Source organism: Streptomyces sp. NPDC037013 (genome assembly GCF_055607265.1).
Genome location: NZ_JBVJRV010000001.1, coordinates 284,920 through 299,768 on the forward strand (window position 1 = coordinate 284,920; position 14,849 = coordinate 299,768).

The 14,849-nt window shown below is 73.6% G+C and carries 12 protein-coding genes; 4 read left to right on the forward strand and 8 right to left on the reverse strand.

The window, feature by feature from the left end:
* Positions 1-71 precede the first annotated feature (71 nt).
* The 6 genes from ACZ7DY_RS01260 to ACZ7DY_RS01285 form a co-directional block, all read right to left on the reverse strand.
* On the reverse strand, positions 72-1,076 hold the full coding sequence (locus ACZ7DY_RS01260; RefSeq protein ID WP_471128434.1) for a proline racemase family protein: 1,005 nt from the start codon (positions 1,074-1,076) through the stop codon (positions 72-74).
* Positions 1,077-1,157: 81 nt separating this feature from the next.
* Complete coding sequence (locus ACZ7DY_RS01265; protein WP_471128437.1) at positions 1,158-2,066, reverse strand: dihydrodipicolinate synthase family protein; 909 nt, start codon at positions 2,064-2,066, stop codon at positions 1,158-1,160.
* The gene (locus tag ACZ7DY_RS01270; protein ID WP_471128439.1) at positions 2,063-3,727 is read right to left on the reverse strand and encodes an FAD-dependent oxidoreductase; all 1,665 of its coding nucleotides are present in this window, start codon (positions 3,725-3,727) and stop codon (positions 2,063-2,065) included. The genes ACZ7DY_RS01265 and ACZ7DY_RS01270 overlap by 4 nt, the downstream gene beginning before the upstream one ends.
* Positions 3,708-4,031, reverse strand: coding sequence for a (2Fe-2S)-binding protein (locus ACZ7DY_RS01275; RefSeq protein ID WP_471128442.1), 324 nt, complete (start codon positions 4,029-4,031; stop codon positions 3,708-3,710). Before ACZ7DY_RS01275 ends, ACZ7DY_RS01270 begins: the two co-directional genes overlap by 20 nt.
* Positions 4,032-4,154: 123 nt before the next feature.
* Entirely contained in the window at positions 4,155-5,333 is a 1,179-nt protein-coding gene (locus tag ACZ7DY_RS01280) for an NAD(P)/FAD-dependent oxidoreductase (protein ID WP_471128444.1), read from the reverse strand.
* A gap of 77 nt (positions 5,334-5,410) precedes the next feature.
* On the reverse strand, positions 5,411-6,163 hold the full coding sequence (locus tag ACZ7DY_RS01285; RefSeq protein WP_471128447.1) for a helix-turn-helix domain-containing protein: 753 nt from the start codon (positions 6,161-6,163) through the stop codon (positions 5,411-5,413).
* Positions 6,164-6,298: 135 nt separating this feature from the next.
* On the opposite strand from ACZ7DY_RS01285, the gene ACZ7DY_RS01290 reads away from it, so the two are divergent.
* Together ACZ7DY_RS01290 and ACZ7DY_RS01295 are read left to right on the forward strand one after the other, a co-directional pair.
* Positions 6,299-7,516, forward strand: coding sequence for an MFS transporter (locus ACZ7DY_RS01290; RefSeq protein ID WP_471130162.1), 1,218 nt, complete (start codon positions 6,299-6,301; stop codon positions 7,514-7,516).
* A 160-nt stretch (positions 7,517-7,676) separates the two neighbouring features.
* A complete protein-coding gene (locus ACZ7DY_RS01295; RefSeq protein ID WP_471128450.1) occupies positions 7,677-10,016 on the forward strand; it encodes a collagenase in 2,340 nt (779 codons plus the stop codon).
* Between the two features lie 74 nt (positions 10,017-10,090).
* Here ACZ7DY_RS01295 and ACZ7DY_RS01300 read toward each other — a convergent pair whose 3' ends face one another.
* On the reverse strand, positions 10,091-11,611 hold the full coding sequence (locus ACZ7DY_RS01300; protein WP_471128452.1) for a glycoside hydrolase family 3 protein: 1,521 nt from the start codon (positions 11,609-11,611) through the stop codon (positions 10,091-10,093).
* 279 nt (positions 11,612-11,890) lie between these two features.
* Between ACZ7DY_RS01300 and ACZ7DY_RS01305 the strand changes: the two genes are divergently transcribed.
* A complete protein-coding gene (locus ACZ7DY_RS01305; RefSeq protein WP_471128455.1) occupies positions 11,891-12,892 on the forward strand; it encodes a zinc-dependent alcohol dehydrogenase in 1,002 nt (333 codons plus the stop codon).
* A 49-nt stretch (positions 12,893-12,941) separates the two neighbouring features.
* Entirely contained in the window at positions 12,942-13,889 is a 948-nt protein-coding gene (locus tag ACZ7DY_RS01310) for a Gfo/Idh/MocA family protein (RefSeq protein WP_471128458.1), read from the forward strand.
* A gap of 3 nt (positions 13,890-13,892) precedes the next feature.
* Here ACZ7DY_RS01310 and ACZ7DY_RS01315 read toward each other — a convergent pair whose 3' ends face one another.
* On the reverse strand, positions 13,893-14,750 hold the full coding sequence (locus ACZ7DY_RS01315; RefSeq protein ID WP_471128461.1) for a class I SAM-dependent methyltransferase: 858 nt from the start codon (positions 14,748-14,750) through the stop codon (positions 13,893-13,895).
* Between the last annotated feature and the right edge of the window lie 99 nt (positions 14,751-14,849).

A 14,849-nucleotide genomic window follows, 5' to 3' on the forward strand; every position in this document is an offset into this window, starting at 1 on the left:
CCGCGCCCGCGCGGATCACCAAAGTACAATGTCACGTTGCCCGTTGGGGGTGGGAGGGCTCGGGACGGGGATCAGAGGAGGAAACCTGCGGGGAAAGGGTCGTCCGGGTCCAGGAAGTACTGCGCCGTGCCGGTGATCCACGCCCGCCCGGTGATCCGGGGGATGACCGCGGGCACGCCCGCCACCTCCGTCTCCGCCACCAGCCGGCCGGTGAACTCCGTGCCGATGAACGACTCGTTCACGAAATCGCGGTCCAGTGGCAGCTCCCCGCGGGCGTGCAGCTGTGCCATCCGTGCCGAGGTGCCCGTCCCGCACGGCGAGCGGTCGAACCAGCCCGGGTGGATCGCCATGGCGTGCCGGGAGCGCCGGGCGTCGGAACCGGGTGCGGCCAGGTAGACGTGTTTGACCCCGGCGATGTCCGGCTGCCCGGGGTGCGTGGGGCGCTCCGGCGACGCGTTGATCGCGTCCATGACGGCGAGGCCCGCCGCGAGCAGCTCGTCCTTGCGCGCCCGGTCGAACGGGAGCCCCAGCGCGTCGAGTTGCACGAAGGCGTAGAAGTTCCCGCCGTACGCCATGTCGTACGTGACCGTGCCGTGGCCCGGCACCTCCACCTTGCGGTCCAGGGCCACGCAGAAGGCCGGGACGTTGGTGAGGGTGGCCGAGACGGCCGCGCCGTCGGATACCTGGACGTCGACGGAGACCAGGCCCGCCGGGGTGTCCAGGCGGACCGTCGTGACCGGCTCGGTGACCCGGACCATGCCTGTCTCGACGAGGACGGTGGCGACGCCGATGGTTCCGTGGCCGCACATGGGCAGCAGCCCGGACACCTCCACGTACAGGACGCCGTGGTCCGCGTCGGGGCGGGTCGGGGGCTGGAGGATCGCGCCGCTCATCGCGGAGTGGCCGCGCGGCTCGTACATCAGGAGCGTGCGCAGGTGGTCCAGGTGCTCGATGAAGTGGAGCCTGCGCTCGGCCATGGTGGCGCCGGGGATCACCCCGACGCCACCGGTGATCACGCGTGTCGGCATGCCTTCGGTGTGCGAGTCCACGGCGTGGAAGACGTGACGGGTGCGCATCGTGCCCTTCCGTTTCTCGGCCGGCTCGCGCCGGTTTCCTTTCGGTCTTGCCGGGCTGCTGTGTCCGGGCTGCTCCCGGGCTCAGCGGTGTCCGGCCGCCATCGCCTTCTCGGTGGCCGAACGCACCAGCGCGCGGGTGGGGTCGGACAGTGGTGAGCGCGGCGGCCTGGTCGGGCCCCCGCGGCGGCCCACGATGTCCATCGAGAGCTTGATCGACTGCACGAACTCCGTCTTGGAGTCCTGGCGCAGGAGCGGGTGCAGCGAGCGGTAGAGGGGCAGGGCCGTCTCCAGGTCGCGGGCGCACGCCGCGTCGTAGAGCTCCGCGCAAGTGGCGGGGAACGCGTTCGGGTAGCCGGCGATCCAGCCGACGGCACCTGCGACGGCGAGTTCGAGCAAGACGTCGTCCGCGCCGATCAACAGATCGAGATCCGGGGCGAGTTCGGCGATCTCGTACGCCCTGCGGACGTCCCCGGAGAATTCCTTCACGGCCACGACCGTGCCGTCGCCGTGCAGCCGGGCCAGCAGCTCCGGCGTCAGGTCGACCCTGGTGTCGAGCGGGTTGTTGTACGCCACGATCGGCAGGCCCGCCTCGGCGACCTCGGCGTAGTGGGCGCGTACGGCCGGCTCGTCGGCGCGGTAGGCGTTCGGCGGCAGCAGGAGCACCGAACCGCATCCCGCCTCCGCGGCCTGCTCGGTCCAGCGGCGGGACTCGGCGCTGCCGTAGGCGGAGACGCCGGGCATCACGCGGGCCCCGTCGCCCGCGGCCTCGACGGCGGTACGGACGACACGGGCGCGCTCGTCGTCGGTGAGGGTCTGGTATTCGCCGAGTGAGCCGTTGGGCACGACGCCGTCACAGCCGTTGCCGATGAGATGGCGCACGTGCTCGGCATAGGCGTCGTAGTCGACGGAGAGGTCGTCGCGCAGGGGGAGCGCGGTGGCGACCATGATGCCGCGCCAGGGTCGCTCGGGGGTCCAGGTGGCGGAGGTCATGACGGGTGCCCTTCTGTGGGGTGGCGGGTCTCGGGGTGCTGCGCCTTCGGGGGATGCCCTCCCGGGAGAGGTGCCTCGGGGGCAGCGGTGCCGGGGAGGGAGTCTTCGGGAAGGGGCTGCTCCGTTGTCTCCGGCAGTGCCGCGAGTGTCGCGAGCGGTACCGGGACGGCCAGCGGGCGCCGGTCCGGAGGAGGAGACGGGTGGGCCGGTGGTGGTCCCTCGGGGGAGGCCGACGCGGCCAGGCAGGACACGGCGGTCCCGCACATGCGGCCCTGGCACCAGCCCATGCCCGTACGGGTGAGCAGCTTGACGGTCCGTGCGTCACGGGCTCCGTACTCCGTGACCGCCTCGCGCACCTCGCCCGCGGTGACCTCCTCGCAGCGGCACACGTCCGTCTCGTCGGAGAGCCACTCCGTCCAGCCGGAGCCGGGCGCGTGCGCGGCGGCCATGACCTCGGCGAAGGCGCCCATCCGGGCACGGCGGCGGCGCAGGGCGCGCAGCCGTGCGGCCGGGGCGGGGAGGCGGCCGGTCAGGCGGGCGGCGATGGCGAGGGCGGCCAGTTCGCCTTCGGCGCGGGCGAGTTGGGCGCCGCCGATGCCGGAGGTCTCACCCGCAGCCCACAGGCCGCGCAGGGAGGTTTCCCGCAGCGGTCCCAGGTCCAGCGCGTGGGTGCCGTCGGGGGTGAGGCGGGTGGCGCAGCCGAGACCGGTCGCCAGCTCGATCTGGGGGATCAGGCCGTGGCCGACGGCCACCGCGTCGCAGGCGATGCGGCGCTCCGTGCCCGGGACCGGTCGCCAGTCGCGGTCGACGCGCGAGACCGTCACCGCCTCCACCCGGTCCGTGCCGTGCGCCTCGGTCACCGCCTGCCGGGTGCGCAGGCGCACCCTGTGGCGCAGCAGGGCCGTGCCGTGCAGCGAGGCCTCGGCCAACTTCCGCGGCTGCGTGGCGAGTACGCCCGGGTGGCGGCCGTATCCGAGGTATCCGCCGGCCTCGATCAGTTCCGGCACCTCGGCGCCGGCCGCGGTGAGCGAGGTGGCGACGGCGAGCAGGAGAGGTCCGCTGCCCGCGACGACCACGCGCCTGCCGGGCAGGGCGAGGCCCGACTTGAGCATGGCCTGCGCTCCGCCCGCGCCCACCACGCCGGGCAGGGTCCAGCCGGGGAAGGGCAGATGACGTTCGTACGAGCCGGTCGCGAGGAGGACGGCACGCGCCCGTATGACCACGGGGCCCGGCCCGGCCCCGTCCCGCCCCGGTGCGGCACTCGTGCCGTGCTCCCCGGTGAGGGCGTGGACGGTCCACCGGTCCTCGGCCTCGCGCGTGACCGTCCAGACGTGGTGGCCGAAGAGCTGCGCGGCGCCGCTCGCCGCAAGGCGGGCGCGGAGGTCGGCGAAGACCGGCCAGTCGTGGTGCAGGGCCTCCGGTCGGGTGGCTCCCGTGGCCGGGTCGGGGTGCCGGTAGAACTGGCCGCCGGGGTGGCTCGAGGAATCCAACAGCGCTACGGAGAGGCCGAGTTCGGCGGCTCGTACGGCTCCGGCGAGGCCCGCCGGTCCGGCGCCGAGCACCACCACGTCGTACCGCTCGCGGGCGGACGGGCGCGGCTCGGGGCCCTTCTCCGGGAGCGCCCCGGGGCCCGGCGGTACTTCAGGTGTCGAGCCCGGCATGGCCGTGTCCTTCCTGGGTGGTGACCGTGTCGCCGGGGCGGGCGGTGACCAGGCAGGCCCGCCGGTTGGGCCGCCCGTTGACCGTCGCGAGGCAGTCGTGGCACTGGCCGATGCCGCAGAACGCACCGCGCGGCCGCCCGCCGACCCGGGTGGTCCGCCAGGCGAGGATCCCGGCGGACCACAGCACGGCGGCGATGGACTGGCCGGGCAGGGCGTCGAGCCGACGTCCGTCGAAGGTGATCGAGAAGGCTTTCCCGGGGGCTGCGCCCACGAGTTCGGCGGGGGTCCGGTCGTCACGTGCCATGGGGGCGGCTCCTCTCGGGGGTCGTGGAGGTGTGCGGGCGGCGAGCCGCATGCGGCCTCGGCACGGTCCAGTAGTCGGCTGGACCTGGTCTCGTCGTGGTCATGCGGTGAGGTGGGCGTGGAGTCATCGTGGGGCGCCCTCCCGCTCGAACCGATCCGGTGCGAACGGGCCCAGGGGCAGCGGCGGTTCGCGGCCTGTGAGCGTCGCCGCGATCAGCGCTCCCGTGGCCGGCGCGAGCCCGATGCCCGCCCCCTCGTGGCCGCAGGCGTGCAGCAGGCCGGGCACCCGCGGGTCGGGGCCGATCGCGGGGAGGTGGTCCGGCAGGTACGGGCGGAACCCCGCGTAGGTGCGGATCGCCCGCACCTCGGCGAGTACCGGGAACAGGTGCAGGGCCTGGGCCCCGAGGCGCCGCAGGACCTCCACCGACAGGGTGCGGTCGAAGCCCACCCGTTCCCGGCTCGCCCCGATCAGGACCGGGCCGGCCGCGGTGCCCTCCACGACGGCGGAGGTCTGCAGGGCCGCCGAGCCGCTCGCGACGTCGGCGACGTACTCCGCCGAGTACACCTTGTGGCGCACCACGCGCGGCAGCGGTTCGGTGACGAGGACGAAGCCGCGCCGGGGCAGCACCGGCAGCTCCACGCCGGCGAGACGGGCGAGTTGGCCGCCCCACGTGCCGGCGGCGTTGAGCACATGAGGGGCGCGGACCTCGCCCCGTGGAGTCCGCACGCCCCGCACCTCGCCCCCGGCGCCGGTGAGGATCGCGGTGACCTCCTCGCCGAGCCGCAGCGTCAGGCGCCCGGTGCGGGCGGCCGCCCGCAGCAGATGCGCCGCGGCCAGGGCGGGCTGCACCTGCGCGTCCTGCGGGTAGTGGAAACCGCCCGCGAGGCCGGGCGCGAGGTGCGGTTCGAGGTCGGTCAGGCGGTCGGCGCCGATCTCGGTGGCCGTGACGCCCGCCCGGGTCTGATCCGCGGCGAAGCGGTGCAGGGCGGCGAGCCCCGGTCCGGTCGAGGCGACGACCAGGCCGCCCTTCGCCTCGTACTCGATGCGCGCGGGGAGTTCGCGGGCCAGCGTTTGCCACAACTGAACGGAGAGCAGGGCCAGTTCGAGCTCGGGGCCGGCCTCCTTGTCGGAGACGAGGAGGTTGCCCTCGCCCGCTCCCGTGGTGCCGCCGGCGACGGGGCCGCGGTCGATGACGGTGACGCGGAGGCCGGCGAGGGCGGCGTAGTGGGCGCAGGCGGCGCCGACCACTCCCGCTCCCACGACGATGAGGTCCGGTGATCCGGACGAGTGTCCCGTGAGCACGCCAGTAATATTTCACATGGCACTGGTGCTGCCAAGAGGATGCGCGAGCACGGGAGTTGAGGAAGCGGGGCGTCCGCTCAGGCGCGGCGGTGGTGCGTGCCGGGCGTATGGCCGTAGGCCCGGCGGAACACGTCGATGAACGCGCTGGTGGAGGACCATCCGCAGCGGTGGGCGACCGCGGTGACCGGTACGCCGTCGGCCAGCATCCGCAGCGCGTGGTAGAGGCGCAGCTGGGTGCGCCACTGCGGAAACGTCATGCCCAGCTCGTGGCGGAAGAGCCGGCTGAGGGTGCGCTGGCCGGCACCCGCGGCCGCGGCGAGCTCCGCGAGGCCGCGCAGGTCCGCCGGGTCGCGGTGCAACAGCTCGCAGACGGCGGTGAGGCGGGGGTCGGAGGGGGCGGGCAGCTGGACGGGTTCCTGGGGTGACGCGCGCAACTGGTCGAGCAGGACGGCCGTCAGACGGCTCCGCTCGGGGGACGGGGTCTCGTCGTGCGGGGCCCGGGTGCGGGCCAGGATCAGTTCGCGCAGCAGCGGGCCGACGGAGAGGACGGTCGGGGCGTCGAGGCCGAGCGGGTTGGTCGCGGCGGGCAGGCCGACCAGGTGCAGGGCGAGTTGTCCGTGGGCGCGGTGGGCGTGGACGCAACCGGCGGGGACCCAGATGGCGCGGGTGCCCGGCGCGAACCAGGTGCCCGCGTCGGTGGTGACGGCCACGACGCCGGAGCCCGCGTAGATGATCTGGTGGTCGTCGTGCCGGTGCGCGTCGATGCGCTCGCCGGGGGCGAGTTCCCTGGTGACGGTGGGCGCCGCGGGGGAGTGGCGGATGTTCGACACAAGTCGGCAGATTATCGGAAGCGGGCCAGCGCGGACGGTGGCGAGGATGAGCCGGTGCCGACGAACCAGACCTCACCCTCCCGAGCCGCCCGCACGGGCCGTACCACTGACCACCGCAGCCGTACCGGTCGTCCCATCACGCTGCTCGCGCTCGGGCACGCCTGCGTGGACATCTACCAGGGGGCCGTCGCCGCCCTGGTGCCGTTCTTCGTCTCCGAGCGCGCCTACACCTACGCCGCGGCCTCCGGTGTCGTGCTCGCCGCCTCGCTGCTCTCCTCGGTGGTGCAGCCGCTGTTCGGCGCGCTCACCGACAAGTGGGCCATGCCGTGGCTGCTGCCGGTGAGCACGCTGGTGGGCGGGGCCGGTGTCGCCCTCGCCGGAGTGAGCGACACCTACGTACTGACGCTGCTGGTCGTCGCCGTGTCCGGCCTCGGCGTCGCCGCCTACCACCCGGAGGCGGCGCGCGCGGCCCGGCAGGCGAGCCGGGGCAGCCACACCGCCATGAGCTGGTTCTCGCTCGGCGGCAACCTCGGTTTCGCGGCGGCCCCCTTGCTGGTCTCCGCCGTCGTCGCCACGGGGGGCCTGGCCGCATCCCCGCTTCTGGTCGTCCCCGCCCTCGCGGGCGCGGCGCTGTGCGTGGCCGGACTGCGGAGCGCCCGGGCGCGGGAGGCGGCAGCCGCCGCGAGAGGCCTGGGAGACGAAGGGGATGCAGGAGAGGCAGCGGGTGCAGGGGGCAGAGGAGGAGATGGGCGCGGCGCCGCCCCTGAAGCGGTCGGCGCGGCGCGGGACGACTGGCCGTCGTTTCTTCGGCTGACCGGCGCCATCGTCTGCCGCTCGATCGTCTTCACCGGACTCGGCACGTTCATCGCGGTCCATGTCCGCGAGCGCACCGGCGGCGGCGAACTCGCCGGTACCGTAGCGCTGTTCGTGCTCTACGCGGGCGGCGCGGTCGGTACGCTCGCGGGTGGGCGGCTCGCCGCCCGGTACGGCCGGCTTCCCGTCGTGCGCCGGTCGTACGTCGCGACGGTCGTCGCGGTGGCGGGCGTGGTCCTCGTCCCCGGACCGCCGCTGTACGTCTTCGTCGCGCTCGCCTCGGCCGGCCTCTACGTGCCGTTCTCCCTGCACATCACCCTCGGACAGGACTATCTGCCCCGGCGCGTGGGCACCGCGAGCGGCGTCACCCTGGGGCTGACGGTCTCCATCGGCGGCCTCGCGAGCCCGCTCATCGGGGCGCTCGCCGACGCCACCTCGCTGCGGACGGCGCTTCTCCCGCTGATCGCGCTGCCGGCCCTCGGCCGTCTCCTCCTGCGCACCCTGAGCGAGCCGGGCCCGGAGCCCGCGCCACGCGGCTGAAAGCCGGAAACCGAAACGGTTGGCGGCTCCTGAGGGGTTGTCAGTGCAATTTCACATTACTACGTTACGCATCACATGACGTGGCGACGGGTCGTCAAGTGACCCTGAGCGCACGTCAGTTGCACGCGACATCACCCTCCACACCCCACAGGAGCCATCGGTGTCCCCACTACGTCAACCAACCCTGCGCAGATCCGTGGTCGCCGGCGCGATAGCGGCGACACTCTGCGTCTCGGCCGCCCAGTACGGGCACGCGGCCGACACCTCCCCGCCGGCCACCTCCCGCACGGCCGCACCCTCCGCGCCCGCCGAGCCGAACCCTCTGGACGTCGTCGACCGCAGGGCCGAGGCCCCGCAGCGTGACGCCTACGAGATCCCGGCGCCGGGCAAACTGAAGGACGGCCGCGTCCCGGGACCGCGCACACCGAAACCGAAGGCGGAACAGACGGCGAAGGGCGCGGTCGCGCCCTGCACCCTCGACGGCGTCACGGGGCTGTCACCCGAGCAGTTCGCCGACTTCCTCGCCGACCCGGCCGTCACCGCCGACGGCTGTCTGCGCACCCTCATCTGGAGCTGGGACCGTCGGCTCGCCCCCGTCATGTCCGACGCGCACGTCCAGGCCGTCTCCCGCCGCGTCACCCGGCTCGCCCCGGCCCACGACGGCAAGAACGGCAGCAACCTCCGGGAGCTGCTCACCTATCTCCACGCCGTCGCCTACCAGGACTTCTCGCACGACGAGATCGACGTGACCGACGCACCGACCGTCGACGCGATGCGTCGCGCCGTCGACGCCTTCGGCTCGGCCGCCCGCACCTTCGACGTGACCCGCAGCAACGCCGAGTCGCTGCGCGAGGCGCTCTACGCGGCGAGCGCGCCGGGGCTCCGGCAGCACCAACTCCCGCTGATCAAACGGGTACTCGCCACCATGGACGACGCTCACCCCGACACGGCGAAGGACACGTCCTGGGCCGGTTCCGCGCTCGCCGCGCTCTCCCTCAACTACCTCGGCGTGTACCCCGGCAACAAGGACACCGCCTTCCACGCAGCGGTGCGCGCCAACCCCTCCTACCGGGCCGCGTTCAAGGCCTTCGGCACGTACACCCACCTCAAGGGCACCGGCAACGCCTGGGTGGTACGGGACGCGCTGAGCGAGTACGGCAGGTTCGGCCAGATCGACGGGGTCACCGACGAGATCGTCTCCGGCCTCGGCGGCCTCGTCACCGTAACGGCCCGCAACTTCGGCGAGGGCAGCGCCCCTTGGGCGAAGGTCGCCACGTGGCTGAACGAGTACGGCGCCTGCGCTCCCTACAACGTGTGCAAGAGCGACATCGAGCGCCGCCTCTTCCCGTACACCTACACGTACGACAAGGGCGGGATGAAGGTCCGCACGGCGCTCGGCCGGGGCACCGTCGACCAGCTCTATTACGCCAGCAAACAGGTCAAGGCACACTTCCACCGCGTCGTCGGCACCGACGAACCGCTCGCGGGTGACCCCAACACGGGCCTGACGACCGTCCTTTACGCCTCGCGGGCCGACTACGAGAACTACCACCCGCTGCTCACCGGCATGGACACCAACAACGGCGGCGTCTACATCGAGCGCGGCGCGACCTTCTACACCTACCAGCGGCGCGTCCCTCAGGACTCCACGCTCACCCTTGAGGAGCTCTTCCGCCACGAGTACACGCACTACCTCAACGGCCGCTGGGCGGTGCCGGGCTTCTTCGGGGAGGGCCCCTGGTACCAGGGTGACCGCACCACCGCGATGGACGAGGGAACGGCCGAGTTCTTCGACGGCGCCACCCGGGACGACGGCATCAAGGTCCGCAAGTCCCTGATCCAGGGCATCATCGACGACACAGCCGCCGGCGGCCCGCGCATGACCGTGGACCAGCTCCTGCACGCCACCTACGACGGTGACGGCTTCCGCTTCTACGACTACGCGGGCACGTTCTTCGAGTTCCTGTGGACCGAACGCCCCGCCCTGCTCAAGGAGATGTACGGGTACCTGAGGGCCGACGACCCGGCGGGCTTCGACGCCTGGCGCGACCGGCTCGGCAAGGACGCCGGACTGCAGAGCCGCTACGACGCCTTCCTCGACCGGCAGATCGCGCACGTCGACGACCTCTTCGTGCCCGACACCGCGTACGTGCCGGTCGGCCGGTTGCGTGACACCACCGCCGAGCAGGTCCGCGCCTCCCTCGCCGCCACCACCGGCATCACACCCGACTGCCGGTCCAACGGCGCGCCGGAGCGGCCCCGTTACGCCTGCACGGGCCGGATCACCGCGAACCTCCGCGCGGCCGGCGACCCGGACGCCGTCTTCGAGGACATGTCGGAGACCGTCGACTACTTCCTGCTCGAACGCGCCGCTACGGGTGACAACAACCTGGCCGACATGAACTGCTCGTTCGGCGAGGTCGAGATCTGGTCCGACGGCCGCGCGGGCAGCGCGGACTTCAGCTGCGACGGCCCGCTGAAGGCTGCCACCAAGGGCTGAGAGAAAGGGCTGGGACCGGGGGGCCGTCGGAGTCACCGCCGAGGCGGCGGCCCCGGCGGCCCGCCACGGGCACGTCAGCGCGCGGCGCCCGCGAGCAGCTCCGCGGCGGCGATCCCCGACACCCGGGTCGCGCCGTGCGTGACGAGGTGGGCGGCGCCGACCGTGTCGCCCGCCGGGACGCCCATCTCGACGACCAGGGCGTCAGGGCGGCTGCGCAGGATCCGGTTGAGGGCCTCGGTCATCCAGCGGTGGCGGGCCGCGTCGCGGACCACGACCACCAGGGCACGGCCCGTCGCCGGGGTGAGGACCGTGCGGTTCAACAGGTCGCCGGTGTGGTCGAGTTCGGCCTCCGTGAGCCGTACGGAGGTCGTGCCGGGGCGCAGGTCGCGCAGGGGAACGGCGACGCCCCACGGGGTGTGGCCGTCCACCGCGAGGTTCATCGTGGGGGAGAGCTCCACGACGTGCGGGGTGCCGGCGAGCGGGATCGCGGCGTTCGCCGTGCCGGGCCGGTGGTGCACCCGCACCGCGCGCCGGGCCGCCACCAGGCCGATGTCGGAGGGCCCCGCGTCCCGCGCGACGGCCCGGGACCGCTCACCCGACCAGGCCGCGAACTCCCGTACCCGCGTGCTCGCCTCGACGAGTCGCTGCTCGGGCAGGGTGCCCTCAAGGACTGCCTTCACCAGCGCCGTGGAGAGCAGGTCGAAGGTGGCCTCGTCGGCGCTCTCGCCGCCCACGCAGACCGCGTCCACGCCGCCCGCCACGGCCATGACCGTCGCCCCGTCGATGCCGTAGCGGTCGGTGACGGCGCCCATCTCGATGCCGTCGGTGACCAGCAGGCCGTCGAAGTCCAGCTCACCGCGCAGCAGTTCCACCAGGATGCGGTGGCTGAGGGTGGCTGGCAGCTCCGGGTCGTAGGCGGGGGCCAGCAGGTGGGCCGTCATCACCGCGCGGACACCCGCCTCCATCGCCGCGATGAATGGCGGCAGCGCGGTGAGGGCGATCTCCTCGGCGGAGCCCTTCACCTGGGGCAGGCCGTAGTGCGAGTCGACGACCGTGTCGCCGTGGCCGGGGAAGTGCTTGGCGCAGGCGGCGACGCCGGCCCCCTGCAGACCGCGGATCCAGGCGGCGGTGTGACGGGAGACGACGTCGGTGCGGGAGCCGAAGGACCGTACGCCGATCACGGGGTTGAGCGGGTTGGAATTCACGTCGGCGCTGGGCGCGAAGTTGAGTGAGACGCCCGCGGCGTGCAGGTCCCGGCCGATGTCGTGGGCGACGCGCTCGGTCAGGTCGATGTCGTCGACCGCGCCGAGCGCGAGGTTGCCGGGCCGCGACGAGCCGGTCCAGGCCTCCAGACGGGTCACGTCGCCCGCCTCCTCGTCGATGGCGACGATCAGGTCCGGGTTCTCCGCGCGCAGGTCCGAGGTGAGCCGTGCGACCTGCTCGGGCGTCTCGATGTTCCGCGCGAAGAGGACGACGGAGCGCAGCCCGTCGGCGATCCTGCGGCGCAGCCAGTCCGGAGCCGTGGTGCCCTCGAAACCGGGCTGCAGCACGGAGTTGGCGAGGTGCTCCAGAGTCGGGTCACTGCTCGATGCCATGGCGCGACCTCCGAAGTTGCGGTGCGTGACGGGTACGGGCGCGAGCCCGCGATGGGGCGGCGGGTGGCGCGTGCGGTGCGTGGGGCGGGCGGTGCACGAGATGTGCGACGAGGCTTCTGCTTATTGGTCCAGGCCAATCGGATAGTGGATATTGGCTCGTACCGAACAGGGCTGTCAAGGAGTCGGAACCGGTCGAGACGGGCGAATCCACCATGATGGGGCGCGAGTTGGGGAATCCTTGGGACTTCCGCAGGTCGCATCCGCTGAGGGGAGAGGGTCATGCGCAGGTACGAACTCGTCGGCAGGCGCGACATCAGGCTGGTCACCGACGTCGCGGTGCCGGAACCGGGACCGCGGGAGGTCCTCGTCCGCGTCCGGGCCTGCACGGTCTGCAACCGCAGCGACCTCGCCTACTTCCACTACCACGGGCTGCGCGAGCACTGCTCCCAGGGCTGTTTCGGCCACGAGGTCGCCGGGACCGTCGAGGCGACCGGCGCCGGCGTGAGCCGCGTCGTTCCCGGCCAGCGGGTCTTCGTCCGCACACCGCTCACCACCGGCTACGCCGACTTCGCGCTGGCGCGTGAGATATCGGTGGGCGTGCTGCCCGACTCCGTGCCCTTCGAGCAGGGCGCGATCCTGCAACTCCTGCCGCTGGCCGTGCACGCCACCCGGGGCGTCCGGCTCGGCGACCGCGTGGTGATCGTCGGGCAGGGACCCGTCGGACAGCTGGCGCTGCGGGTCGCCCGGGCGCGCGGCGCCGCCGAGGTCGTCGCCGTCGACCTGGACGACTGGCGGCTGGCACGCTCCACCGCGGCGGGCGCCGACGCGGTACGCCGCGTGGACGGCACCGCCGGACAACTGGCCGCCGTCGGCGCCGACTTCGACGTGGCCGTGGATGCCGTGGGCACCCCCACCACTCTCAACGCCTGCGTGGGACTCGTCCGGCAGAACGGCCTCGTCGTCCTCCTCGGCACGCACCACGTCGACACCCACGTCACCGTCGACCTCGTCACCTGGGAACGCAAGGGGCTACGGGTGCACAGCTCCGCGGAACCCCTCGACACCGCCCGCGCGCAGGCACTCGCCACCGCCGAGCGGCTCGCCCAGCGCCGCACCGACGCCCTGCGCCTGCCCGACCTCCACACCCACACGTACCCCCTCGACGAACTCCCGAAGGCGATGGAGCAGCTCTCCGCCAGCCGCTCCCTCTACCCGGACGCCGAACAGGCCCCCTACGACGGCCCGCCGCGCGAGACGCTGAAGGTGGCGATCGCGCCCTGAACGACGGCCCGCGGCGAGACGACGGCACCATGGTGAGTGAGGAGTCCGCGTGAGATGGGGCATCGCCGGATACGGCGACATCGTGACCCGCCGCGTGCTGCCCGCCCTGCACGCGCTGGGCGAGGAGCCGGTGGCCCTGTGGGGCCGCGACCCGCACCGCGCGGCACGCACCGCCGAGCGGTACGGCGTGGCGCGGTCCGGCGCCGACCCCGACGTGCTCCTGTCCGGCGTCGACGCCGTCTACGTCGCCACCCCCGTCGTGCACCACGTACCGATCGCCTGCGCCGCGTCGGCGAACGGCCTGCCCGTGCTGATCGAGAAACCCCTCGCCGGCGGCCTCGGCACCGGCGATGCGCTCGACGGGGCGGGCCCGTGCGCGGCCGTCGCCTACTACCGCAGGCTCGCACCCGCCGTGCGGTGGCTGCGCGAGGAGCTCGCCGGGTGGACGCCCGACCGGGTGGACGTGCGGTTCCGCCGCGCCTTCGAACCGGGGCCCGAGGACCCGCAGCGCTGGCGCACCGACCCGGTCCTCGCGGGCGGCGGTGTCCTCGCCGACGCGGGCAGCCACCGCCTGGACCTGCTGCTCCACCTCTTCGGACGGCCGTACGAGATGACGGCCCGGCTCGGCCGCCGCTTCCCTCTCGGCGCGGAGCGGCAGGCCGAACTGGTCCTGCGCTGGCCGTCGGGCCTGCGGGCGCACTGCCTCGTGGAGTGGGGCGAAGGCCCGCCCGTGGACCGGATGCGGCTCACCGGCGGCGGCCGCACCCTGACGCTCGACCCGCTCGACGCCGGGCAGATCGAAGGCGCCGCGTCCCCGCTCCTGCTGCCGCCCGCGGACAACCCCCACGAGCCGCTGCTCGCCGACTTCACGGCCGCCGTCAGGACCGGCGCGGCCCCCGCGTGCCCGGTGCCCGAGGCCCGCCTCGTCGACGACGTGATCGTCGCGGCGGAACGCTCGGACGCCGCGGGCGGGCGGCGGGTCAGGCCCTGGGGCTGAACGTCAGACCGACGCGAGCAGCAGGTCTTCGCCGCTCGATGGGCGCAGGTCGTCGTCGCGCCCGGCGAGGTAGCGCTCGGCGAGCGCGGCGCCCGAGAGGTGCCGGGGGTCCTTGAGTCCGGAGTCGCGGGCGAGGGCCAGCACTTCCTCCGGGGCGTAGGAGCTGACGAAGGGCGTGCCGGTCTGCCGGGCGCCCTCCTCGCTCGCCCGGAGCCCCGCGTGTTCGGCCGGGTCGACGAGCTCGTACGGCAGCAGGAAGGTCATGGCGAGCAGGGAGCCGGGCGCGAGGGCCGCGACCTGGCGGAACGTCTCCGCCGTGGCGCTCTTGGAGATGTACATGCTGACACCTGTGGAGATGACGACCGCAGGACGCGTGGCGTCGAAGCCGGCGCCGGCCAGCTCCTCGGACCAGGACGCGCCGGCCTCGAAGTCGACCGGCACCAGATGCAGCGAGTCGGGGACGCCGTAGCCGAGTTCGGTCAGCCGTCGGCGCTTCCACGCCTGGGGGCCCGGCCGGTCGACCTCGAAGACGTGCAGCCCGGCGGTGAGACCCGGCCTGCGCTGGGCGAAGGTGTCCAGGCCCGCGCCGAGGATGACGCACTGGGTGACGCCGAGACCGGCCTGTTCGGCGATCAGGTCCTCGACGAAACGGGCACGGACCACGATGGACGCCCGGAATGCCCGGGTGAACGCCGGATCCATGTCCGGCCGGTCGCGCCAGCCCTCGCCGGGGTCCGCAAGCCGCAGGCCGACCTCGTCCTCGATCAGGTGGGGCGGCGCGTCGACCCGGAGGTGCATCGCCCGCCACAGCGCGGTCCGCACGGCGGTGCTGTCCGGCGCCGCCTCCTGCTCGTCTGCCATCGTGGTCCCTTCCCTGCCGTCGGTGCCCGGCGAAGCGCGGGGGCTCCCCGGCCTCTCGACGGTTCTCCCTGCCCACCGGCGCCACCGGGCAAGCCGGTA

Excerpts from the sequence above, each read along its gene's own strand:
- ACZ7DY_RS01260 (WP_471128434.1), bottom strand. The coding sequence starts at position 1,076 with ATGCGCACCCGTCACGTCTTCCACGCCGTGGACTCGCACACCGAAGGC.
- ACZ7DY_RS01265 (WP_471128437.1), bottom strand. The coding sequence starts at position 2,066 with ATGACCTCCGCCACCTGGACCCCCGAGCGACCCTGGCGCGGCATCATG.
- ACZ7DY_RS01270 (WP_471128439.1), bottom strand. The coding sequence starts at position 3,727 with ATGCCGGGCTCGACACCTGAAGTACCGCCGGGCCCCGGGGCGCTCCCG.
- ACZ7DY_RS01275 (WP_471128442.1), bottom strand. The coding sequence starts at position 4,031 with ATGGCACGTGACGACCGGACCCCCGCCGAACTCGTGGGCGCAGCCCCC.
- ACZ7DY_RS01300 (WP_471128452.1), bottom strand. The coding sequence starts at position 11,611 with ATGGCATCGAGCAGTGACCCGACTCTGGAGCACCTCGCCAACTCCGTG.
- ACZ7DY_RS01305 (WP_471128455.1), top strand. The coding sequence starts at position 11,891 with ATGCGCAGGTACGAACTCGTCGGCAGGCGCGACATCAGGCTGGTCACC.
- ACZ7DY_RS01315 (WP_471128461.1), bottom strand. The coding sequence starts at position 14,750 with ATGGCAGACGAGCAGGAGGCGGCGCCGGACAGCACCGCCGTGCGGACC.